Annotated in this window: 25 protein-coding genes; 17 read left to right on the top strand and 8 right to left on the bottom strand. The window is 68.0% G+C overall.

Annotated features, from left to right (window positions below; genetic code table 11):
- The first annotated feature begins 63 nt into the window (after positions 1 to 63).
- A complete protein-coding gene (gene rpsA, locus D3869_RS06300) occupies positions 64 to 1,770 on the top strand; it encodes a 30S ribosomal protein S1 (protein ID WP_038525887.1) in 1,707 nt (568 codons plus the stop codon).
- Positions 1,771 to 1,898: 128 nt separating this feature from the next.
- On the opposite strand, the gene D3869_RS06295 is transcribed toward rpsA, so the two are convergent.
- Entirely contained in the window at positions 1,899 to 2,705 is an 807-nt protein-coding gene (locus tag D3869_RS06295) for a DUF2189 domain-containing protein (RefSeq protein ID WP_137139360.1), read from the bottom strand.
- Positions 2,706 to 2,967: 262 nt separating this feature from the next.
- Here D3869_RS06295 and ihfB point away from each other — a divergent pair, with 262 nt between their 5' ends.
- The 13 genes from ihfB to D3869_RS06235 all read left to right on the top strand — a co-directional run bounded on the left by ihfB (position 2,968) and on the right by D3869_RS06235 (position 13,857).
- Positions 2,968 to 3,252 carry an integration host factor subunit beta gene (gene ihfB, locus D3869_RS06290; protein WP_014239239.1) on the top strand — a complete coding sequence of 95 codons (285 nt, stop codon included), beginning with the start codon at positions 2,968 to 2,970 and terminating at the stop codon, positions 3,250 to 3,252.
- A gap of 99 nt (positions 3,253 to 3,351) precedes the next feature.
- The gene (locus D3869_RS06285) at positions 3,352 to 3,741 is read left to right on the top strand and encodes a lipopolysaccharide assembly protein LapA domain-containing protein (protein ID WP_114859077.1); all 390 of its coding nucleotides are present in this window, start codon (positions 3,352 to 3,354) and stop codon (positions 3,739 to 3,741) included.
- A gap of 88 nt (positions 3,742 to 3,829) precedes the next feature.
- A complete protein-coding gene (locus tag D3869_RS06280) occupies positions 3,830 to 4,786 on the top strand; it encodes an ornithine cyclodeaminase family protein (protein WP_137139359.1) in 957 nt (318 codons plus the stop codon).
- Positions 4,787 to 4,800: 14 nt separating this feature from the next.
- On the top strand, positions 4,801 to 5,913 hold the full coding sequence (locus tag D3869_RS06275; RefSeq protein ID WP_137139358.1) for an NAD(P)/FAD-dependent oxidoreductase: 1,113 nt from the start codon (positions 4,801 to 4,803) through the stop codon (positions 5,911 to 5,913).
- A 91-nt stretch (positions 5,914 to 6,004) separates the two neighbouring features.
- Entirely contained in the window at positions 6,005 to 6,145 is a 141-nt protein-coding gene (locus D3869_RS33000) for a hypothetical protein (RefSeq protein WP_175426405.1), read from the top strand.
- A gap of 17 nt (positions 6,146 to 6,162) precedes the next feature.
- Positions 6,163 to 6,606, top strand: a complete 444-nt coding sequence (locus D3869_RS06270) for a YsnF/AvaK domain-containing protein (RefSeq protein ID WP_137139357.1) — start codon at positions 6,163 to 6,165, stop codon at positions 6,604 to 6,606.
- Between the two features lie 4 nt (positions 6,607 to 6,610).
- A complete protein-coding gene (locus D3869_RS06265; RefSeq protein WP_247895742.1) occupies positions 6,611 to 7,675 on the top strand; it encodes a YsnF/AvaK domain-containing protein in 1,065 nt (354 codons plus the stop codon).
- A 144-nt stretch (positions 7,676 to 7,819) separates the two neighbouring features.
- The gene (gene pyrF, locus D3869_RS06260) at positions 7,820 to 8,533 is read left to right on the top strand and encodes an orotidine-5'-phosphate decarboxylase (protein ID WP_137139356.1); all 714 of its coding nucleotides are present in this window, start codon (positions 7,820 to 7,822) and stop codon (positions 8,531 to 8,533) included.
- A 12-nt stretch (positions 8,534 to 8,545) separates the two neighbouring features.
- Positions 8,546 to 9,190 (top strand): phosphoribosylanthranilate isomerase, encoded by a 645-nt coding sequence (locus D3869_RS06255; protein ID WP_109138558.1) that lies wholly within the window; start codon positions 8,546 to 8,548, stop codon positions 9,188 to 9,190.
- Positions 9,191 to 9,374: 184 nt separating this feature from the next.
- Positions 9,375 to 10,289, top strand: a complete 915-nt coding sequence (locus D3869_RS06250) for a diguanylate cyclase (RefSeq protein WP_137139355.1) — start codon at positions 9,375 to 9,377, stop codon at positions 10,287 to 10,289.
- Positions 10,290 to 10,397: 108 nt separating this feature from the next.
- Positions 10,398 to 11,048: a uracil phosphoribosyltransferase gene (gene upp, locus D3869_RS06245; RefSeq protein ID WP_014239248.1), complete on the top strand. Its 651-nt coding sequence runs from the start codon at positions 10,398 to 10,400 to the stop codon at positions 11,046 to 11,048.
- Between the two features lie 131 nt (positions 11,049 to 11,179).
- The gene (locus D3869_RS06240) at positions 11,180 to 12,904 is read left to right on the top strand and encodes an ABC transporter permease (RefSeq protein WP_137139354.1); all 1,725 of its coding nucleotides are present in this window, start codon (positions 11,180 to 11,182) and stop codon (positions 12,902 to 12,904) included.
- Between the two features lie 104 nt (positions 12,905 to 13,008).
- Positions 13,009 to 13,857: a pirin family protein gene (locus D3869_RS06235; protein ID WP_137139353.1), complete on the top strand. Its 849-nt coding sequence runs from the start codon at positions 13,009 to 13,011 to the stop codon at positions 13,855 to 13,857.
- A gap of 75 nt (positions 13,858 to 13,932) precedes the next feature.
- Here the strand turns inward: D3869_RS06235 and D3869_RS06230 are convergent, their stop codons facing one another.
- Positions 13,933 to 14,961 (bottom strand): Fe(3+) ABC transporter substrate-binding protein, encoded by a 1,029-nt coding sequence (locus D3869_RS06230; RefSeq protein ID WP_137139352.1) that lies wholly within the window; start codon positions 14,959 to 14,961, stop codon positions 13,933 to 13,935.
- A gap of 278 nt (positions 14,962 to 15,239) precedes the next feature.
- Between D3869_RS06230 and D3869_RS06225 the strand changes: the two genes are divergently transcribed.
- A complete protein-coding gene (locus D3869_RS06225; protein WP_094301712.1) occupies positions 15,240 to 15,752 on the top strand; it encodes an invasion associated locus B family protein in 513 nt (170 codons plus the stop codon).
- An 80-nt stretch (positions 15,753 to 15,832) separates the two neighbouring features.
- On the opposite strand, the gene cobT is transcribed toward D3869_RS06225, so the two are convergent.
- From cobT to D3869_RS06205, 4 genes are all read right to left on the bottom strand, one after another.
- Positions 15,833 to 17,698, bottom strand: a complete 1,866-nt coding sequence (gene cobT, locus D3869_RS06220; RefSeq protein WP_137139351.1) for a cobaltochelatase subunit CobT — start codon at positions 17,696 to 17,698, stop codon at positions 15,833 to 15,835.
- 80 nt (positions 17,699 to 17,778) lie between these two features.
- A complete protein-coding gene (locus tag D3869_RS06215) occupies positions 17,779 to 18,159 on the bottom strand; it encodes a GxxExxY protein (protein ID WP_137139350.1) in 381 nt (126 codons plus the stop codon).
- A gap of 77 nt (positions 18,160 to 18,236) precedes the next feature.
- Entirely contained in the window at positions 18,237 to 19,241 is a 1,005-nt protein-coding gene (gene cobS, locus D3869_RS06210) for a cobaltochelatase subunit CobS (RefSeq protein ID WP_014239256.1), read from the bottom strand.
- 73 nt (positions 19,242 to 19,314) lie between these two features.
- Positions 19,315 to 19,899, bottom strand: coding sequence for a J domain-containing protein (locus tag D3869_RS06205; RefSeq protein ID WP_137139349.1), 585 nt, complete (start codon positions 19,897 to 19,899; stop codon positions 19,315 to 19,317).
- A gap of 164 nt (positions 19,900 to 20,063) precedes the next feature.
- On the opposite strand from D3869_RS06205, the gene D3869_RS06200 reads away from it, so the two are divergent.
- A complete protein-coding gene (locus tag D3869_RS06200) occupies positions 20,064 to 20,336 on the top strand; it encodes a BolA family protein (RefSeq protein WP_014239259.1) in 273 nt (90 codons plus the stop codon).
- A gap of 311 nt (positions 20,337 to 20,647) precedes the next feature.
- A complete protein-coding gene (locus tag D3869_RS06195; RefSeq protein ID WP_247895741.1) occupies positions 20,648 to 21,070 on the top strand; it encodes a ribbon-helix-helix domain-containing protein in 423 nt (140 codons plus the stop codon).
- 121 nt (positions 21,071 to 21,191) lie between these two features.
- Here the strand turns inward: D3869_RS06195 and D3869_RS06190 are convergent, their stop codons facing one another.
- Both D3869_RS06190 and D3869_RS06185 read right to left on the bottom strand, forming a co-directional pair.
- A complete protein-coding gene (locus D3869_RS06190) occupies positions 21,192 to 21,806 on the bottom strand; it encodes a DUF2889 domain-containing protein (RefSeq protein WP_137139347.1) in 615 nt (204 codons plus the stop codon).
- 124 nt (positions 21,807 to 21,930) lie between these two features.
- Positions 21,931 to 22,416, bottom strand: a complete 486-nt coding sequence (locus D3869_RS06185) for a CBS domain-containing protein (RefSeq protein WP_137139346.1) — start codon at positions 22,414 to 22,416, stop codon at positions 21,931 to 21,933.
- Positions 22,417 to 22,448: the final 32 nt, after the last annotated feature.

The following is a 22,448-nucleotide window of genomic DNA, read 5'->3' as shown; positions in this document are numbered from 1 at the left end:
CGGCCCGTTTTGCCGCGGGACGGACCATGGCGGGATCGCTTTCGGCCAACCTTAGGAGTTTCAATGGCACAAGCTATGGCCCGGACCGGCGAGAAGGAAAGCTTTGCGGCTCTGCTCGAGGAGTCGCTCGGCACGGCCGAGTCCCTCGAAGGCTCGGTCGTCAAGGGCCGCGTCGTCTCCGTCGAGAACGACATGGTCACCATCGACGTCGGCCTGAAGTCGGAAGGCCGCGTCGCGCTGAAGGAATTCGCCGTTGCCGGCCAGCCGCCCGAGCTGAAGGCGGGCGACACCGTCGAGGTGTATCTGGAGCGCATGGAAGACAAGAACGGCGAAGCCGTTCTGTCGCGTGAGAAGGCCAAGCGCGAAGAGGCCTGGGCGCTGCTGGAGAAGTCCTTCCAGGACCAGACCCGCGTCACCGGCGTCATCTTCGGCCGCGTCAAGGGCGGTTTCACCGTCGACCTGTCGGGCGCCGTGGCGTTCCTGCCGGGTTCGCAGGTGGACATCCGTCCGGTCCGCGACATCTCCCCGCTGCTGGGCACCCCGCAGCCGTTCCAGATCCTGAAGATGGACCGCTCGCGCGGCAACATCGTCGTGTCGCGTCGCGCCGTGCTCGAAGAGAGCCGCGCCGAGGCCCGTTCGGAGCTGGTGGCCAACCTCAAGGAAGGCCAGGTTCTGCAGGGTGTGGTCAAGAACATCACCGACTACGGCGCGTTCGTGGATCTGGGTGGCGTCGACGGCCTGCTGCACGTCACCGACATCGCGTGGCGCCGCATCAACCACCCGTCCGAGGCCCTGCAGATCGGCCAGACCGTCACGGTCCAGGTCATCCGCTTCAACCCGGAGACCCAGCGCATCAGCCTCGGCATGAAGCAGCTGGAAGCCGATCCGTGGGAAGGCGTGGAAGCCAAGTACCCGGTCAGCTCGCGGTTCAAGGGTCGCGTCACCAACATCACCGACTACGGCGCCTTCGTGGAGCTGGAGCCGGGGATCGAGGGCCTGGTGCACGTCTCGGAGATGTCCTGGACGAAGAAGAACGTCCATCCGGGCAAGATCGTGTCGACTTCGCAGGAAGTCGAGGTCATGGTCCTGGACGTCGATCCGCAGAAGCGCCGCATCAGCCTGGGCCTCAAGCAGTGCCTGGACAACCCGTGGGAGACCTTCCTCGACAAGTTCGGCCCGGGCACGGAGCTGGAAGGCGAGGTCAAGAACATCACCGAGTTCGGTCTGTTCGTCGGTCTGCCGGGCGACATCGACGGCATGGTCCACATGTCCGACCTCGACTGGAACAAGTCGGGTGAGGAGGCCATCGCCGAGTACAAGAAGGGCGACCGCGTCAAGGTCAAGGTCCTGGACGTCGACGTCGAGAAGGAGCGCATCTCCCTCGGCATCAAGCAGCTCGCGAACGATCCGTTCGAGGCTGCCACGGCCGGCCTGAAGAAGAACGAGGTCGTCACCTGCACCGTCACCCAGGTCACCGACGGTGGCATCGAGGTCACGGTCGGCGAGGGCTACACCGGCTTCATCCGCAAGTCGGACCTGTCCCGCGACCGTTCGGAGCAGCGTCCGGACCGCTTCGCCGTCGGCGAGAAGGTCGACGCGAAGGTGACCCAGATCGACCGCGGCTCCCGCCGCATCTCGCTGTCCATCAAGGCCCGCGAGATGGAGGAGGAGAAGCAGGCGATGGCCGAGTACGGTTCGTCCGACTCGGGCGCCTCGCTGGGCGACATCCTGGGTGCGGCTCTGAAGCGCAAGCAGCAGAACGACGAGTAAGGCATTTCTCTCCCCCTCCCCTGCGAAAGCGGGGGAGGGTCGGGGAGGGGGCCCGTCTCCCGCACCTACGCCAAAGAAAAAGCCGCCGCGGTCACCCCGCGGCGGCTTTTTCCTTTTTCAAACCGCTCTCACCCCTCCTCGTCCTCCTTGATGAGGTCGCGGTAGGCGTGCCAGCTCGCATGCCCGACCAGGGGCAGGGCGACGATCAGCCCGAGGAAGCCGGTCAGCAGCCCGGCGCCGGTCACCAGAACGATCAGCCCGGCCCACAGAGCCATGACGCGCGGGTTGCGCAGCACCGCCATGGCCGAGGCCAGCGCCGCGGCGAAGACGTCCACCGGGCGGTCCATCATCATCGGCAGGGCGGTGACGTTGGTGATGAAGGCGAAGGCGGCGAAGGCGAAGCCCAGCGCCGTGATGAAGGCGGTGAAGATCAGCCCGTCGAGGCTGAACATTTGCGCCACGAAATGGTCGAGCGCGATGGCCTCGTGCGGGAAGAACAGGGCGAAGGCCACCACGTTCATCCGCGCCCAGATCATCACATAGAGCATCAGGATCAGGCCGGCGGTCAGGATGTGGTAGGGGTTGGCCCGCCACGCGGTCAGCGCCCGCCACAGGCTGGGCCGGCGCCCTTCCTCAACGTCCTTGGAAATCCGATAGAGTCCGAGCGCCAGGAGCGGGGCGATCAGCAGGAAGGCGCCGATCATCGGCGCGATCAGATAGGCCATCCCGGCCAGGACCAACCCACCGGTCAGCGCGAATCCGATGGCGACGAACAGGGCGCCGTAGGCGAGGCTGACCCAGCCCGACGCGCGCAGGTCCGCCCAGCCCGCCCGCAGCCAGCCCAGCGCCTGGGCGGTGGTGACGGTGCGGACGCGGTCCGCGTAGGGCAGGCCGGCCAGCGGGTCGGAGGGGCCGGTGTGATGGGCGTGTGTCATGGCGAACCTCCAACCGGGTCCGGCGACCGGGACCGTTGCCAACCATCTCATCGGAAATGGTGTGCTCTAAGGCAATCCGTAAGACGGATTAATCACATTTCAGTCCTTTTTCCCGGCACCGCCCGCGCAAGCCGAAGCGTCGCCGGGAAAAGGGTTCCGCCAGAAAGGCTTAGCTTGACGGTCTCAGGGCCCGGTGGCACGCTTGCGCGCAGGTCAAGGAGCGCGGTGCAAGGGCGCTCGAACCGGGGGAAACGGAATCGCCATGACCAAATCGGAGCTGATTCAACGGCTCGCGGAGCGCAATCCGCATCTGTACCAGCGCGACATCGAAAAGATCGTCGGCACCATCTTCGACGAGATCTCCGAAGCGCTCGCCCGCGGCGACCGGGTGGAGCTGCGCGGGTTCGGCGCCTTCTCCGTCAAGCGCCGCGACGCCCGCACCGGCCGCAACCCGCGCACGGGCGAGGCCGTCGAGGTGGGCGAGAAGGCGATCCCCTTCTTCAAGACCGGAAAACAGTTGCGCGAGCGCTTGAACACCGACGAATGATGTCCGTTCATTGACAGCCCGTCACTGAATCATCGGCCCGGACCCGGCGTTGCCCCGCCAGACCACGGACACCCGATCATGGATACGAGGACCACACCCGTGCGTTTCATCGCCCTCATCATCGCCGTTCCCATCGCGCTGGCCGCGGTGCTGTTCGCCATCTCCAACCGTGGCCTGGTCACGCTGTCGCTCTGGCCGCTGCCCTTCACGCTGGAGGTGCCGGTCTACCTCGCCACGCTGGTGGCGCTGGTGATCGGCTTCCTGGCCGGGGGCGTTGTCGCCTGGAACGCCCAGCGCCGCCATCGCCGCCGCGCCCGCCGCTCGACCGACCGCGTGTCCTATCTGGAGCGCGAGCTGAAGGAGACGCAGGCCCGCGCCGCCGCCGCGGAGAAGCGTCTGGCCGAGATGAACCGCCCGCTGTCCGGCACCGCCGGCCTGCCCGCGGTGACCGGGTCCGGCGCCGCCCTGCCGGCGACCACGGTCCACTGACCGCCCGCCGGTAACCCCTTCGGCCTCCCGTCCGGCCGGGGGGCGGAAGGGGGGTTCCGCTTTGCCGGACCTGTGGAGGGAGCCGCCGATGCGCACCGTCACCGGAGCCGAGCTGAAATCCGTCCTGCACTTCCGCATGCTGATCGAGCGCATGCGGCACACCTTCCGCGCCGGGGTCGAGGTGCCGATGCGGCACCACCACACGGTCGAGACCTACGGCCAGAGCGACGGCACGCTGCTGCTGATGCCGGCCTGGCAGGTCAACCAGTCCATCGGCGTCAAGGTGGTCACCGTCTTCCCCGACAACGGGGCGAAGGATCTGCCGGCGGTGCAGGGCCTCTACCTGCTGATGGACGGCAAGACGGGAATGCCCCAGGCGGTTCTGGACGGCACCGCCCTGACCAAGCGGCGCACCGCCGCGGCCTCCGCCCTCGCCGCCTCCTACCTTGCGCGGCCCGACTCGGAGCGGCTGCTGATGGTCGGCACCGGGGCGCTGGCGCCCGAGCTGATCGAGGCCTTCTCCACCGTCCTGCCGATCAAGCATGTGCTGGTCTGGGGCCGCAGCCTCGAGAAGGCGAAGAAGGTGGCCAGCCGCTTCCACCGCCCGAAATTCCGCATCGAGGCCACGGCCGACCTGGAAGGGGCGGTGCGCGGCGCCCAGGTGATCTCCTGCGCCACGCTGGCGAAGGAGCCGCTGATCCGTGGCGAATGGCTTCAGCCGGGCGCCCATCTCGACCTCGTCGGCGGCTTCACCCCGGAGATGCGCGAGGCCGACGACGACTGCATCCGCCGCTCCCGCGTCTTCGTGGACACCCGCGAGGGGGCCTGCACGGAGGCGGGGGACATCGTCCAGCCGATGAGGGCCGGCATCCTGACCGACGCGGACATCGCCGGCGACCTCTACGATCTCACCCGCGGCCAGCGCGCCGGGCGCCGCTTCTACGACCAGATCACCCTGTTCAAGTCGGTCGGCACCGCGCTGGAAGACCTCTGCGCCGCCCAGCTGGCGGTGGAGATGGTGATCCACAACGACACGATCCGCTGAGGCGTTTTCCCATCATGACTCTCCGCATCACCGTCGTCGGCGCCGGCATCATGGGGCTGTGCACCGCCTGGGCGCTGGCCCGCGCCGGGCACGAGGTCGCGGTCTTCGACCAGGGCCAGGTGCCCAACCCCTTCGGCAGCTCCGTCGACCAGCACCGGCTGTTCCGCCACGCCTACGGCGCCAGCGCCGGCTACGCCCGCATGGCCGACACCGCCTTCCAGGCGTGGGAGCGGCTGTGGGCCGACCTGGGCGAGCGGCTGCTGGTCCCCAGCGGCACGCTCTGCACCGCCTCGGCGGAGGACGGGCGGCGCTGGCTGGCCGACAGCGCTGATGTGCTGGAGTCGCTGGCCCATCCCTTCCGCCGCCTGACCCCGGCGGAGATCGCTGCGGAGTTCCCTCTGGTCGACGCCAACGCCGTGGCCGAGGGTCTGCATCTGGAGTCGGGCGGCGTGCTGCTCGCCGGGCGCATCGTGGAGCTGCTCAGCCACCATCTGAACGCGCTGGGGGTGACGGTTCATGCGCGTGCCCCCGTGACGGCCATCGACGCGGAGCGCGCCACCGTGACGCTCGCCGACCGCCGGACCATCGGCGCCGACGCGCTGGTGGTCGCCGCCGGGGCCTGGGTGACCAAGCTGCTGCCGGAGACGGCGGCGCGCCTGACCCCGTCGCGGCAGGTCGTGGCCTATCTGATGCCGCCGGAGGGCCTGCGCCGCGTCTGGGCCAAGGCGCCGATGCTGATCGACGCGGACGGGGAGAGCGGGGTTTATGTCGTGCCCCCGGTGGCCGGCACGACGATGAAGGCGGGCGACCACCGCTTCTCGCGCGCCGGCGACCCGGACACCGACCGCGATCCCGATCCGGATGAGGCGCGCGACGTGCTGGACCGCGCCCGCCGGGTGCTGGCGGACGGCCACCGCTACAGCCTCGCCAACGCGGCGACCTGCTTCTACACGGTGACCGACGACGAGCGCTTCGTGGTCGAGCCGCTGTCCGCCCGCTGCTGGCTGATGAGCGCCTGCTCCGGCCACGGCTTCAAGTTCGCCCCGGCGCTGGGCGAGGCGCTGGCCGCCGCCATCGGCGATCCGGCACGGGCAGCCGGCCTATCCCTCTGGGCCGCGGGGCGCTGACCGGACGCACGGAACGGCGCCGTGTCCCTCCTGTTGGAAATGGGCAACCAAGGCAAACCGCCCCAATCCACACAGACAGGGAGTAAGCCCCATGGCCGATGAACCGCGGAAAGTGGGTGTCTATGACACGGACGGGAACCGGACGGCGCCGGCTGGCTCGACCGGGATGAACTGGTGGGTCATCGCGCTCGTCGTGCTGGTGATCCTCGTCGCCCTGTTCATCTTCCTCTGAGCGCCGAGGCGGCGGCCATGCCACAGGAACGCGCACCGCCGGAGCGGGCCGTCTCCGAGGAAGCCGTCCCTCTTTACGAGGAAACCCTGTCTGTCGGAAAGCACACGGTCGAAACCGGCCGCTTGCGGATCACCACGGTCGTCCGCGAGCGTGAGGAAGCCGTGGAACAGGATCTCTCCAGCGAGGCGGTGGAGGTCCTTCGCGTTCCGGTGGGTCGCCCGGTCGATGCCGCGCCGGAGCCGCGGTACGAGGGCGATGTGCTGATCGTTCCGATCCTCGAAGAAGAACTGGTCGTGACGAAACGGCTGGTCCTCAAAGAAGAACTGCACATTCGCAAACAGACGACCCGGCGCACCGAGCGCGTCACCGAGACGTTGCGCTCCGAAGACGCTGTCGTCACCAGGGACGACGCGGCGCGCGCCGACGCGCAGCGGTCCGAAACATTGCCTCCACAGGAGTAGGCTGATGAACAGGAAAACCATCGTCGCGCTGTATGACGATCTGTCCAGCGCCGAACGCGTGCTTGGCGAGCTGCAGGCCCGGAACCTGCGCCAGGACTTCACCATGATGGGCGCCGACAGCGCCAATCTGGGAACCGGCACCGAGGGCCGGCTGGAAAGCTGGCGCCACGCCGCCGATTTCGGGGAGGACCTGAACTTCAACGCCCGCGACAAGCGCCTGTCGATGCTGACTCGCATGGGAGTGACGCGGGACGACGCGGAGATTTTCGCGGAGGGCATACGCCGCGGCGGCGTTCTTCTGGTCGGCCGCGTCGAGGACGCGCAATGCGACGAGGCCTTGGCCATCATCGAGCAGCATGGCCCGGTGGACATCGCCGACCGCGGTCGGAGTTATCGGGAGACCGGCTGGACCGGCTACGACGCCTCCGCCACGGATTACGACCACACCCAGGCCACCGAGGAGCGCACGCGCTACAGCTCCGGCTTGGGCGCCGCCGCGGCGTCCCTGCGTGACGTCAACACCGAAGGCACGGTGGGACGGGTCGAAACCGACACGGCCCGCAGCACCGAAACCACCCGCCATGCCGGCGCGGTTGGATCGGGCGAGGAGCAGCGCATTCCCGTGGTCGAGGAACAGCTGAACGTCGGCAAGCGGGAGGTGGAACGCGGGTCCGTCCGCGTCCGCAGCTACATGACCGAGACACCGGTGGAGGAACAGGTCCGCCTGCGCGATGAAAAGGTGACGGTCGAACGCCGCCCGGTGGATCGACCCGTCAGCGACCTGCCCCCCGAAGCCTTCCAGGAGCGCACCATCGAAGTGAGCGAGACGGACGAGGAAGCGGTGGTCGAAAAGACCGCGCGGATCCGGGAGGAGGTGGTGATCCGCAAGGAGGCCGAGGAGCGCGCGCAGACGGTGTCCGACACGGTCCGCCGGACCGAGGTGGAGATCGACGACGCCCGCGGCACCGGCGCCGACCGTCCGGCCGATCTTCCTTCGGACCGCGACCGTATGCCCGGCGACCGACCGGTGGACCGTGGACTTGACCGCGACCCGGACCGGAAGATCTGACCTCAGGCGGCCCACGACCCTCCCGTGGGGTTGCCTGCGGGAGGGATAAGGCGACTTCGTGCCCCGGAAGTCTGGTGATTGCCGCCGGCCCTTGTTAGGCTGCGCGCCATCACCACCTTCCAGGGTTCGGAGAGCCGTTTTTCCATGAGCACGCCCAGCATCGCGCCCGCCTCGCGCATCTTCTGCGCCGTCGACACGACCGACCTCGACACCGCCCGCGACCTCGGCCGGCGGATCGCTGGGGTGGTCGGCGGGATCAAGCTGGGGCTGGAGTTCTTCATCGCCCACGGCCCGGCGGGCATCCGCGCGGTGATCGGCGAAGACGGCCCGCCGCTGTTCCTCGACCTCAAGCTGCACGACATCCCCAACACGGTGGCGGGCGGAATCCGGGCGGCGCTGCCGCTGAAGCCCGCCTTCCTGACCATCCACACCTCCGGCGGCCCGGCGATGATGCGCGCGGCGGCGGACGCCGCGGCGAGCGCGGGCGCCGACCGTCCGAAGATCCTCGCCGTCACCGTGCTGACCAGCATGGACGCCGCCGACCTCCAGGCCGTCGGGCAGAGCGTCCCGGTCGCCGATCAGGTGAAGCGGCTGGCGCTGCTCGCCAAGGAGTCGGGGGTGGACGGTGTGGTGTGCTCCCCCGCCGAGGTGGCGCTGATCCGCGAGGCCTGCGGGCCGGACTTCATCCTGATGGTGCCGGGCATCCGCCCCGCCTGGGCCGCCGCCAACGACCAGAAGCGCGTCATGACCCCCGCCGAGGCGCTGGCCGCCGGGGCGGACCATCTGGTCATCGGCCGCCCGATCACCGGCGACGCCGACCCCGAAGCCGCCGCCCGACGCATCGTTTCGGAACTGTAAGGACCCTTCCCCATGCCCGTTAGCGTGAAGATCTGTGGCCTCACCGAGCCCCTGTCGCTGCACGCCGCCGTGGCCGGCGGGGCGCGCTATGTCGGTTTCGTCTTCTACCCGCCGAGCCCGCGCTCCATCGCGCCGTCCATGGCGGCGGAGCTGGCGCGGCTGGTCCCCACGGGCGTGCGCACGGTCGGGCTGTTCGTCGATCCGGAAAACGACTTCCTGGAGCATGTGGTCAGCCAGGTCCCCTTCGACCTGATCCAGCTCCACGGCAAGGAGACGCCGCGCCGCATCGCCGAGGTGAAGGCCGCCTTCAACATCCCGGTGATGAAGGCGATCAAGGTCGGCGGGCCGGAGGATCTGGCCGCCGCTCTGGAGGCCGCCGAGGTGGCCGACCGGCTTCTGTTCGACGCCAAGCCGCCGGCCAAGGTGTCGGCGCTGCCGGGCGGCAACGGCATCGCCTTCGACTGGACGCTGCTCGCCGGGCGGAGCTGGCCGAAGCCCTGGATGCTGTCCGGCGGGCTGAAGCCGGAGAACGCGGCGGAAGCCGTGCGGACCACCGGTGCCACGGCGCTCGACGTGTCGTCGGGGGTGGAGGACCGTCCCGGCCACAAGGACCCGGAGCTGATCCGCCGCTTCCTCGACAGCGTGGCCGGGCTGTGACACCGCGTCGCGGCGGGGTATTTGAATAAAATTTGATGTTGCCGGGGGTCTTTCCCTTTTGGCGGATGGGCACAACTTAATCGCACGACCGGGTTGCGGACCCGGGTTATGACTTCGTGCGATACTGTTGGCATCCCCCGGGCGCGACCGGTGGATGTGTCCGAAGGGAAGCCCTGCAAGCCCGATGACCAACTCGTCCGACACACGCTCGCCATCCGACAGCCTCGGCCTCGTCCTGGACGAGCATTTGCGATGGATTGGGCAATGGCACCGCGCCGTGTTCTTCCGCGGCGGGGAGGGGGGCGAGCGGGTGTCGGCCCCGGCCTCCTTCGCGGCGTGGTGCGTGGCGGTCAACGCCGACGATCTGGCCCACCAGCCCGCCGTGGAGAAGCTGGTCACCCTGCACGAGCAGATGCACCGCAAGGCCAAGCTGCTTCTGCTGAAGGCGGCCGACGGCGAGAGCCCCAGCGAGGCCGACTATGAGGGGGTGATCGCCCGTTTCGAGGAGTTCGTCCTGCATCTGCGCCGGGTCGAACGCGCCTTCGGTGCGGCGGCGAGCGGGCTGGACCCGCTGACCGGCCTGCGCACCCGCCGCGGTATGCAGGAGGCGCTGGAGCGCGAGCACAACCGCTTCCGCCGCAACGGTCCGGCCTTTTGCGTCGCCATCTGCGACATCGACCGCTTCAAGGGCATCAACGACACCTACGGCCACGACATCGGCGACCGCGTCCTGGCCGCCACCGCCGCCGCCATCAGCCGGGGTATCCGCAGCTTCGACGAGGCCTTCCGCATGGGCGGGGAGGAGTTCCTGATCTGCCTGAAGGAAACCGGCCTCGCCGAGGGCTTCCGGGTCATCGAGCGGCTGCGCGGCGAACTGGCGCGGACCCCGGTGACGCTGCCGGACGGGCGGCGGATCGCGGTCACCGCTTCCTTCGGGCTGGTCGAGGCCGGGGAGGATCTGCCGGTGGAGGAGATGGTGGTCTGCGCCGACCGCGCCCTCTATCAGGCGAAGAACAGCGGCCGCAACCGCGTGGTCCGCTATGGGTTGGACCAGCCGGAGGTTGCGGCGGAGCGATCGGCGCTTCCCAACCGCCGCTGATTATCGTCTCCCGAGCGGCGCATCCGGCGGCATCGCTTAAGGGCGGCTTGGCCGAAGCGGGTCCGCCGGGTTAGGATCGGGGTCTAGACAGGCCGCGGCACGAGATCCATGCGCACCCACACCGAATTTCCCAATCTGTTCATCCTCGACCACCCGCTGATCCAGCACAAGCTGACGCTGATGCGGGCCAAGGAACGCTCCACCGGCGGCTTCCGCACCCTGCTGCGCGAGATTTCGCTGCTGATGGGCTATGAGATCACCCGCGACCTGCCCCTGACGACCGAGCGGATCGACACGCCGCTCCAGCCCATGGACGCGCCGGTCATCGCCGGCAAGAAGCTGGCCATCGTGCCGGTGCTGCGCGCCGGCCTCGGCATGGCCCAGGGCCTGCACGAGCTGGTGCCGTCGGCGCGCGAGGGGCATATCGGCCTCTACCGCGACCACGACACCAAGATGCCGCACGAGTATCTGGTGAAGCTGCCGGAGGCGGAAGGCCGCCTGTTCATCGTGGTGGACCCGATGCTGGCGACCGGCAATTCCGCCGTCCACGCCTGCGATGTGCTGAACCGCCACGGCGTGGACGACGAGAACATCCGCTTCATGGCGCTGGTCGCGGCGCCCGAGGGCATGCGCGTCTTCGCCGCCGCCCACCCGCGGGTGAAGGTCTTCACCGCCTCGCTCGACAGCCATCTCGACGAGAACGCCTACATCGTCCCCGGCCTGGGCGACGCCGGCGACCGCATGTTCGGCACCAAGTAACCACAAACGGCGGCCGCATCCCTGTCATACCCTCACGGGAAAGGGATGCGGCATGTTGTCATTGCGAGTTATTCGCACAGTGTGAGACCATAGGGCTCCCGTTCGACACATCCCTATGGGCGTAACCGGCCTTGACGACGGACACCTTTCAAACCCCCGGCCCGACGCCGGGCGGCCCGGTTCAGGCCGCCGGCTTCCATTCCTCCCTTTGGCAACGCATCGGTTTCAGCGGTTGGACGCTGGCGACGCTGGTGATCGCGGCGCTGGTCGCCCTGCCGGTGCTGGCGGTGATGAGCCGCGTCTTCGTGCCGACGGACGGAGTGTGGCAGCATCTGGTCGACACGGTGCTGGCGGAGTATCTGCTGAACACCGTGCGCCTCGTCTTCGGGGTGGGGGTGGGCACGCTGGTCATCGGGGTGGGCACCGCCTGGCTGGTCACCATGTGCCGGTTCCCCGGCAGCCGTACGCTGGAATGGGCGCTGCTGCTCCCGATGGCGGTGCCGGCCTATGTCATGGCGTACGTCTACACCGACCTGCTCCAGTTCGTCGGCCCGGTGCAGACCGCGCTGCGCGAGGTTTTCCACTGGTCGCGGCGGGATTACTGGTTTCCGGACATCCGTACGCTCGAAGGCGCCGCGCTGATGATGACGCTGGTGCTCTACCCGTACGTCTATCTGCTGTCGCGCGCTGCCTTCCTGGAACAGTCCGTCTGCGTGCTGGAGGTCAGCCGTACGCTCGGCCGCGGGCCGTGGCGCAGCTTCTTCACGGTGGCGCTGCCGCTGGCCCGCCCCAGCATCGTGGCCGGTTTGGCGCTGGTGCTGATGGAGGTGCTGGCCGATTTCGGCACGGTGCAGTATTTCGCGGTCAACACCTTCGTCACCGGCATCTACCGGACGTGGTTCGCCATGGGACAGCCGGTGGCGGCGGCGCAGCTGGCCGCCGTGCTGATGATGTTCGTCCTGGTGCTGGTGTTGATGGAGCGCTGGTCGCGCCGGCAGGCCCGCTACCACCACACCACCACCCGTTACCGCCGCCTGCCCAAGCATGAGCTGAAGGGCTGGCGCGCGGCGGCCGCCATGACGGCCTGCGGGCTGCCGCTTCTGCTCGGCTTCCTGCTGCCCGCCGGTCTGCTGGTCCGCATGGCGGTCACCGCGGGGGATCAGGCTTTCGGGCCGGTGTTCCTGACGCTGGCCCGCAACAGCTTCACGCTGGCGGCGTTGGCCGCGGTGCTGGCGGTGTCGCTGGCGCTGGTCCTCGCCTACGGGCAGCGGCTGCGCCCGACGCCGCTGCTGAAGGGCGCGGTGCGCGTCGCCGCCATGGGCTACGCCATTCCCGGCTCGGTGATCGCGGTCGGCGTGCTGATTCCCTTCGCCCATCTCGACAACGCCGTCGACGCCTTCATGCGCCAGACCTTCGGGGTGTCCACCGGCCTGCTGCTGAGCGGCACCATCGCGGCGGTGCTGTTCGCCTATCTGGTGCGCTTCCTGGCGGTGTCCTTCAACACGATCGAGGCCAGCCTGGGCAAGATCCGCCCGACAATGGATTTCGCCTCGCGCGTGCTCGGCCACACGGCGGGGCGGACGCTGATCCGGGTGCACGCGCCGATCATGTGGGGCAGCCTGCTGACCGCCGGCCTGCTGGTCTTCGTCGACGTGATGAAGGAGTTGCCGGCGACGATGATCGTCCGGCCCTTCAACTTCGACACGCTGGCCGTGCGAGTCTACACGCTGGCCTCCGACGAGCGGCTGACCGAGGCCGCCACCGGGGCGCTGGCCATCGTCGCGGTCGGCATCGTGCCGGTGATCCTGCTCAGCCTGTCCATCAGCCGCTCCCGCCCCGGCCAGACGGACGAATGACGCTGTTGTCCCCGCCGCAACAGTGTTGAGCGGCGGTGGGGCTTTATCCGGCGTCCTGGAAAGAATACCTCTCTCTCAGCGATGTTGCTTGAGGAGAGCGTCCGATGACCGCCGAAACCGTCCGTCCCGTCCTGACCGCCGTCGAAGGCATGGAGGCGTCCGACGGGGCCGGCGTGCGCATGACCCGCATGGTCGGCACGCCGCGCCTGCGCATGCTCGACCCCTTCCTGATGCTGGACTATTTTGGGTCCGACACGCCGCAGGACTATCTGGCCGGCTTCCCCGACCACCCGCACCGCGGTTTCGAGACGGTCACCTACATGCTGGCCGGTCGCATGCGCCACTGGGACAACCACGGCCATGAGGGCGTGATCGAGACCGGCGGCGTGCAGTGGATGACCGCCGGGCGCGGCGTGATCCATTCCGAGATGCCGGAGCAGACCGAAGGGTTGATGAAGGGCTTCCAGCTCTGGATCAACCTGCCGGGACGGCTGAAGATGTCGGAGCCCGCCTATCAGGAGTTCGCCGCCGACCGTATCCCGGTCGAGACGCGGGAGGACGGGACCACGGTGACGGTGATCGCCGGCACCACCGGCAACGGCACCGCCGGCCCGGTGCGCAGCGGCCCGACGGAGGCCCGCTACTTCGACGTCAATCTGCCGGCGGGTGCCACCTTCTCCGAACCGGTGCCCGCCGGCCATGCGGCGGCGCTGGTGGTCTTCGAGGGATCGGTGGTGGCGCCCGGCAGCTCGGTCCGGCTGGGCGGGCCGCGGGTGCTGGTGCTGGGCGAGGGCGACCGGGCGGAGATCACCGCCGGCCCCTCCGGCGCGCGCTTCCTGCTGCTCTCCGGCCGTCCGATCGGCGAGCCGGTGGCCTGGGGCGGCCCCTTCGTCATGAACAGCCGCGAGGAGGTGATGCAGGCCTACCGCGACTACGAGGAAGGAATGTTCTGACTTTCTGAACGCAAAAAATGAAAAGGGCGCGTCTCCACCGCTGGGACGCGCCCTTTCTTTACGCCGGACGGTGGCTTACTTCCAGCCGGCGCGATCCATGATTTTCAGAGCTTCGGCGTTGTTCTTGCCGTAGACGGCGGCGTTCAGCGGGTCTTCCTTGAACTTGCCCCAGGAGACCAGCACCGGCGCGGTCTCGGCCCCGGCGACGATCGGGTACTCGTAGTTCTTCTCCGTGAACATCTTCTGGGCCTCGGGGCTGACCAGATACTCCAGGAACTGGATGGCCTGCTCCTTGTTCGGCGCGTTCTTCATGACGCCGGCGCCGGAGACGTTCACATGGGTGCCGCGACCGTCCTGGTTGGGGAAGATCACGCCCAGCTTGTCCGCGATGGCCTTGTCTTCCGGCTTGGTGGAGGAGGCGATGCGGGCGAAGTAGTAGGTGTTGGTCACGGCCACGTCGCCTTCGTTGGCGGCCACGCCCTTGATCTGGTCGGTGTCGCCGCCCTGCGGCTTGCGCGCCATGTTGGCGACGACGCCCTTGGCCCAATCCTCCGTCGCCTTCTCGCCATGGGCGGCGAGCAGCGAGCCGACGAGCGACTGGTTGTAGACGCTGGTCGAGGAGCGGACGAGGACGCGGTCCTTCCACTTCGGATCGGCCAGCTCCTCGTAGGTCTTGATCTCGCCCGGCTTCACCGAGGCCTTGTTGTAGACCAGGATGCGGGCGCGCTTGGAAATGCCGAACCAATGGCCTTCCGGCTCGCGCAGGTGGGCCGGGATGGCCTCTTCCATGACCTTGGAACGGGTCGGCTGGAGCAGGCCGGCCTCCTGGGCGCGCCACAGGCGGCCGGCGTCGACGGTGATGAACACGTCGGCGGGGCTGTTGCCGCCTTCGGTCTTCATCCGCTCGATCAGCTCCTCTTCCTTGCCCTCGATGACGTTGATCTTGATGCCGGTCTTCTTGGTGAAGGCGTCGTAGAGGTCCTTGTCCACATCGTAATGGCGCGCGGAATAGACGTTCACCTCGGCGGCGCTGGCGAGACCCGTCATGGTCAGCAGCGTGGCGGCGAAGGTGGCGGCAAAGACGCCGCGCGATCCGATGTGCATCCTCGTGACTCCCGAATTCTTGCCTGTTGGCGCCCGCAATTGCGAAGCGTTCTCATGCGCCGACTTGACCATTCGGGGGACGGGGTGTCAAGCGTGAACGATAACGATTCTCAATATTCAGAAAGGATGCGGAGCGGGACGATCATCCGGGACCAACACGCCAACCAAAGGTGTAAAGGCTTGTTCGTCTTTGGGGTATGCCTATAATCCGTTCGCGATACCCGCCGCCGGGCGGAAGTTTGAGCGGCCGATCGGGACGACAGATGGGGAGCGTCAGGATGCGTTGGACAGGTCTTTTCGCTTTTGGTGCGGCGCTTCTGTCCGCGCTGGCCGCCACGCCGGCCTCCGCCGTCGATTTCTCCAAATCCGCCGCCGAGTATGGCCCGGAAGGCGCATGGACCAGCCGCTGCGAGATCGACCGCATGACCGACACCAAGGTCTGCCGGCTGATGAACTACCGGCTGTTCGACGACGGCAAGGAGGTCGGCTTCGTGGCGCTGAGCGTCATCCCGACCGGCAACGACTACCACCTGTTCCTGACGACCAGCCAGGGCATGATCGACAATTGCGCCATCCGCGTCGACCGCCAGCCGCGCATCGAGACGCAGATCGCCACGCTGAACATGTGCATGTTCCCGAACTTCGTGTCGGGTCGCGTGGTCGACCAGTTCCGCAACGGCTCCACGGTTCTGGTCCGCGTGAACTTCCTGCGCGCCGGCAAGCGCGACATCGACTTCCCGCTGAACGGCTTCTCGCGCAACTTCGAAGAGATGCAGCGCAGCCTGCAGTGACCGGACGAACCGGATGGCATTAAAGAAAAAACGGCGCGGAGTGATCCGCGCCGTTTTCGTTTCCGGTCCGGGGGCCGGCCTCAGCGCCAGCCGCTGCGACCCCGTCGGTCGTCCTCGTCGAACAGCTCGGCCAGCTTGTTCATCATGGTGCCGCCCAGCTGCTCGGCGTCCACGATGGTGACGGCGCGGCGGTAGTAGCGGGTCACGTCGTGGCCGATGCCGATGGCCACCAGCTCCACCGGCGAGCGGGTCTCGATGTACTCGATCACCTGCCGCAGGTGCCGCTCCAGATAGTTGCCGGCGTTGACCGACAGGGTCGAATCGTCCACCGGCGCGCCGTCGGAGATCACCATCAGGATGCGCCGCTGCTCGGGCCGCCCGATCAGGCGGTTGTGCGCCCACATCAGCGCCTCGCCGTCGATGTTCTCCTTCAGGATGCCTTCGCGCAGCATCAGGCCGAGATTCTTGCGGGCGCGGCGCCAGGGCTGGTCGGCGTCCTTGTAGATAATGTGGCGCAGGTCGTTCAGGCGGCCGGGGTTGGCGGGCTTGCCCGAGGAGATCCAGTGCTCGCGCGCCTGCCCGCCCTTCCAGGCGCGGGTGGTGAAGCCCAGCACCTCCACCTTCACCGCGCAGCGCTCCAGCGTGCGGGCCAGGATGTCGGCGCTCATCGCGGCGATGGAGATCGGACGCCCGCGCATCGAGCCGGAGTTGTCGATCAGCAGCGACACCACCGTGTCGCGGAAGTCCATCTCCTTCTCCTTCTTGAAGGAGAGGGGAAGGACCGGGTTCACGACGATGCGGGCGAGACGGGCGGCGTCGAGGATGCCGTCGTCCAGGTCGAACTCCCACGACCGCTGCTGCTTGGCCAGGAGGCGGCGCTGCAGGCGGTTGGCCAGCTTGGAGATCACCCCCTGGAGATGGACGAGCTGCTGGTCCAGCATGTGGCGCAGCCGGGCCAGCTCCTCCGGATCGCACAGCTCCGCGGCGTCTACCACCTCGTCGAAGCGGGTGGTGAAGGGCTTGTAGGCGTTGGGGTCGGGCTCGTTGCGGCCGCGCGCCTCCGGGCGCCAGGGCTGGCCGGGGCCGGCGGGCTCCTCCGCCCCTTCGCCCTGGCCCATCTCGGTGTCGCCTTCTTCGCCGGTGCCCTCGTCGGCCTGCTCGCCCTGGTCGGACTCCTGCGTCTCCTGCGAGGTCATCGACTCGGCCTGGCTCTGGGTGTCGTCCTCACCCTGGGTCTGGCCCTTGTTCGGCTCGTTCTCGTTCTCGCCGGAGTCGCGCTCGTCCTCCTCCGGCTCCTGCGGCTCGTCGGGGTCGTTGCCGACCTCCATGTCCAGCTCGGTCAGCAGCTTGCGCACGGCGCGGGCGTAGGCGTCCTGATCGGCCATGTGGCCGGCGAGGCCGTGCAGGTCCTTGCCCAGCCGCTCCTCGATCCAGCCGCGCCACAGGCTGACCGCGTGCTCGGCGGCGGGGGGCGGGGCGGCGCCGGTCATCGCCTCGCGGGCGATCAGACGCAGAACCTCGGGCAGGGGGACCTGCTCGCGCTCCTCCAGCCGCTCGAAGCCCTGCTTGTGATAGCGCTCGTCCAGCGCCGCCTCCAGGTTGGCGGCCACGCCGGGCATGTGGCTGGCGCCCAGCGCCTCGCAGCGGGCCTGCTCCAGCGCGTCGTAGGCGGCGCGGGCGCTGTCGCCCAGCGGCATGCGCTGGAGATGGATGGCGTTGTCGTGGAAGCGCAGCCGCAGCGACACCGCGTCCGCGGCGCCGCGCAGCGTGGCGACGTCGTGCGGGTTCAGGTCGCGCGCCGGGGTGGGGATGCGCACGCGCAGTCCGGCGACGCCGGGCGGCTCGGTGGAGAAGCCCACCTGCACGTCGGCCCGGCGGGAGAGGGCGCGCACCGCGGCGGCGGTGGAGCGCTTGAAGGCCTCGACGGGGTTTTCACGGTCGGTCATGGCGGGCTGTCGATAGAGTTGGGGAAGTGCGGAAACTTCACGGATTTCGCGGATTCTGGCACGGATTACACGGATTCTTCTTATGGGAGGACGCGCCGGACCGTCAGGCTTGGTGTGCCGAAATTCAGCAGAAGCCCGACCGGCATCCGGCTGGCCCTCAGGTAATTCACCACCTGCTTGATGTGCGGCTGGCCGATGGCCTCGGCGACCTTCAGTTCGACGATTACCTGATCTTCGACCACGATGTCCGCGAAGTAGGTCCCGACGCAGCTGCCCTTATAGGAGATGCCAAATGGCACCTCCAACCCGACGTCCAGGCTGCGGCTGCGAAGTTCATGAACGAGGGCGTTCTGATAGACCGATTCGACAAAACCTTGTCCGAGCGTGTTGAAGACCTCGAAACCGGCTCCAATGACACGCTCCGTCAGGGCTTCAATCCTTTGGTCCAGAACAACCCTCATCCATGAAATCCGTGTTCAAATCCGCGTAATCCGTGAAGAATCAGTGCTCCGCAATCGGGCAGATTTTTCACCCCCCGTCACACCAGGTTGGCCTGGACCCCCGTCTCCGGCAGCTCGGTGCCGAAGCAGCGCTGGTAGTATTCGGCGACGGTCGGCCGCTCCACCTCGTCGCACTTGTTCAGGAAGGTGATCCGGAACGCGAAGGCGATGTCGTTGAAGATGTTGGCGTTCTGCGCCCAGGTGATGACCGTGCGCGGGCTCATCACGGTGGAGATGTCGCCGTTGATGAAGCCGGCGCGGGTGAGGTCGGCCAGACGCACCATCGACGCCACGGTCTTGCGGCCGGCCTCGCTGTCATATTCCGGCACCTTGGAGGCGACGATCTTCACCTCGGCGTCCACCGGCAGGTAGTTCAGCGTCGCCACGATGTTCCAGCGGTCCATCTGGCCCTGGTTGATCTGCTGCGTGCCGTGGTAGAGGCCGGTGGTGTCGCCCAGCCCGACGGTGTTCGCCGTGGCGAACAGGCGGAAGGCCGGGTGCGGGCGGATGACGCGGTTCTGGTCGAGCAGGGTCAGCTTGCCTTCCACCTCCAGCACGCGCTGGATCACGAACATCACGTCGGGGCGGCCCGCGTCATACTCGTCGAAGACCAGCGCGCAGGCGTGCTGCAGCGCCCAGGGCAGGATGCCTTCGCGGTATTCCGTCACCTGGACGCCGTCGCGCAGGACGATGGCGTCCTTGCCCATCAGGTCGATGCGGCTGATGTGGCTGTCCAGGTTGATGCGGATGCAGGGCCAGTTCAGGCGCGCGGCCACCTGTTCGATGTGGGTGGACTTGCCGGTCCCGTGATAGCCCTGGACCATGACGCGACGGTTGTAGGCGAAGCCCGCCAGGATCGCGAGCGTCGTGTCGCGGTCGAAGCGGTAGGCTTCGTCGATGTCCGGCACATGCTCCGTGCGCTGGCTGAAGGCCGGCACCTGCATGTCGCTGTCGATGCCGAACACTTGACGCACCGACAGGGTGATGTCGGGAACGTGATCGAACAGGGCCGAGCTGGCCTGGGTGGCTCCTTGAGAAGGCATGGGAGGTTCTTATCGTTCCAACGTGTCTGTTGTCGGGGCCGCCCGGCCAATCTGGTCCGGCCAACCGTCGGGGTTACGCACCATAGCAGGCTTTCAGCGTGTTGTAGGCCTGATTGATCTCCTTCAACTTTTCTTCGGCCACCTTGTCCCCGCCATTGGCGTCGGGATGGTGGATTTTCACAAGCTCGCGGTAGCGCGCCTTGATGCGTGGGAAATCAACCGGCGGGGCGAGGTCGAGGACGACCAGCGCCTCCTCCTCCGCGCTGCGGGCGGCCTGCCGGCGCTGCTTGCTTTCCTCGGACTGGTCCTTGCCGGCCTCGCGCCCGAACTCGAAGCTGAAGCCGTGCATCGCGCGGTCGCGCAGGAACTTCTCCTGCACCCCCCAGAAGCCGAGCGGCCAACTCGGCCGCTGCCACGTGGTGTCGCGGCGGACCTCGGCCTCGATCTGCTCGGGCTTCATGCCGGCGTAATAGTCCCAGGCGCGGTTGTATTCGCGCACATGGTCCAGGCAGAACCAGTAGTAGTCGTTGAGCTGCCGGCGGCTCTTCGGCGCCCGGTACGCGCCCTCGCCGGCACAGCCCGGATGATCGCAGGCGCGCACGGCGGTGCGCGGCTGGTCGTAGCGGCTGAAGTCGTAGCGGGTGCGTGGCTTGCTCATGTGCGAAGTATGGGAAGAGGCATCCTTTCTGGCAAGCGCACGCAAGGGGGCGGTGCCGAACTGTGGAAAATGGCCGGTCTGCGGCATTGGCGGCTTGACGGGAACGGTGCCGCGCCGTCACCTCAATCCCAAACCCGACCATCCCAGACCCAATGAGGACCCTCATGGAATACGCCACCCGCATGCGCCGGAAGCTGACCGACGCGCTGGCCCCCGAGCGGCTCGACATCCAGGACGACTCCGGTCGGCACGCCGGCCATGGCGGCGCCCACCCGGAAGGCGAGACGCATTTCCACGTCACCATCGTCTCCGCCGCCTTCGCCGGAAAGTCGCGCGTGGAGCGCCAGCGGCTGGTCTATGGCCTGCTCGCTCAAGAAATGGCGGAGCGCGTTCACGCTCTCGGCCTGACCACGCTGACCCCGGAAGAGGCTCGCTGACAGCAACGCCGACAAGAACCCCGTGCCGCCGCCCGTGCAGCAAGGGAAAAGCGCCACCTGCAAATGCATACATACGCGTGCAACTACTAGAGGTTCTTTTCCGTCTTCAAACATAATTGGAGTGCTGCCGTGGTTGCAATTCTCGCTGTATTTAGTAGAGTGCAGCGCATGCAACCAATCAATGCGCCGTGGGCGATGCACTTTTCGCGCGTCGTCCGGCGGGTTCGTGGAGAGGGCGGCGTATGGCGAAGCGCGGGCCGAAGAAGCGGTTAACAGTCAATCCGAACGCGTGTGTGGAACCGCTGAAGAGCATGAACATCATGATTGCCGGGCGCCGCACGAGCATGCGTCTGGAGCCGACCATGTGGGACGCTCTGGAGGACATCGCCCGCCGCGAAGGCCTGACGGTCAACGGCCTCTGCACCCTGATCAAGGACCGGCTGGACGAGCAGATCCGGCGGCGCGGGCCGGGCGCGGACAACGCGGAGGTCACCCTGACCTCGGCGGTCCGCGTCTTCATCGCGGCCTATTTCCGCCGGGCCTGCACCGAGGACGGCCACGTCAAAGCCGGGCATGGCGGCGGCGATCCCTTCGTCGGCACGCCTTTCGACCTGCCGCCGCTGGACGAGCTGGAGCATCCGGAGAGCGGGGCCGGAACCACGGCGGACGCCCTGCCGCCGCCGGCGAAGCCGATCGGGCCCAGTGAGAACTTGCGGTCCGCGCTGGACGCGTGACGGCTTGACCGCCCCGGTTCGGGAGAAGCCCGACTCGGGAAAAGAAAGGGGCGCGTCCATCGGACGCGCCCTTTGCCATTGTCCCGGGCAGATCGTTCCCGCCGCGGCGTCCGCCGCCGCCTCAGTCCGCGGCGTCGCGCGGGCGGTCGCCGGTGTAGTGGTCGGGCCAGTTCTTCCGCACGACCTCGCCGTTGCTGTCGAAGATGTGGCAGGTGTTCAGCAGCACCGGGCGCTTGGTGCGCAGCATGTCCTCCTTGCTGCCCGCCTCGCCGCCGCCGGACGCCCGGGCCTTCTCGGCCTGCTCGCGTGCCAGGATGGGATAGATGGTCTGGAAGGCGGTGGTGGCGATCGGCCCCAGAAGCTCCACCAGATGGGTGCAGCCCTGGATGCCGCCCAGCCGCTCCTTCACCGCGCGGGTCCAGCCCGGCCCGATCTTCAGCCCGACCAGCCGCTGGAAATTGGGGGTGACGGAGCCGCAGGTGCGGTAGGGGCTCTTCTCCGTCACCGCCTCGACCGCGTGGACGGTCAGGTCGTTGTCCACCGTCAGGCGGATCCACATGCCGTGCACCGGGTCGCCGGGCAGGATCTGGCCGCGCTGTTCGGTGTGGAAGGCGTAGCTCTTCACATCGGTCAGATGGCCTTCGACATCCCACAGCCCGTCGGTCCGCCGATAGCCCCGGCAGGTGACTTCCCGGGTGTGGATCGGTTCGCGTGCGGCGGGCTCGGACAGCGGCATGGGACTCTCTGACGTTCGGCCTAATTCGGACGGCCGGGTTGTTGGGGCGTACCCGGGAATATCGGTGGGGCCAGCGTTCAGGTCAAGCCGGCTTCGCCGCATTGCAGCATTACGCGCCTCGTGATTACGGGGGAACGCTGGCGGAGTAGTTCGACCCGAAGATGAAGGCCTCGCGGTCGCGGATCTCGTCCTCCAGATGGGCACGGACCACGGCGAACAGGTCGCGGATGGAGACGATGCCCATCACCGTCCCGTCCGATTCGCCGTCGGCGGTGACCGGCAGATGGCGGTAGTGGTGGCGCTCCATCAGGTCCAGCGCCTCGTAGGCGTGGGCGTCCGGCCCCAGCGTATCGGGGGAGGTGGTCATGACCTCGGAGAGCCGGGTGGCAGCCGGGTCCCGTCCCGCGGCGACGACGCGGGACGCGAGGTCGCGCTCGGTGAAGATGCCCTTGAGCGAGCGGCCCCCCTGCGGCCGGTCCTGCGTGACCATAAGAGCGGCGACGCGGCGTTCCGCCATCAGAACGGCGGCGTCCCGGACGCTGGCGTCCGGTGGCAGGCAGACGAGCTGCTGGTCCTTGATGACGTCGGGGATGAGCTTGCGGTTCGGCATGTCCAGTCTCCCTTTTTGGGGCGGCTTTTCCT

The organism is Azospirillum brasilense, assembly GCF_005222205.1.
Classification (GTDB): Bacteria; Pseudomonadota; Alphaproteobacteria; order Azospirillales; family Azospirillaceae; genus Azospirillum; species Azospirillum brasilense_G.
The sequence above is the reverse complement of the archived record's forward strand: the minus strand, read 5'-3'. Positions and strand labels throughout refer to the sequence as shown.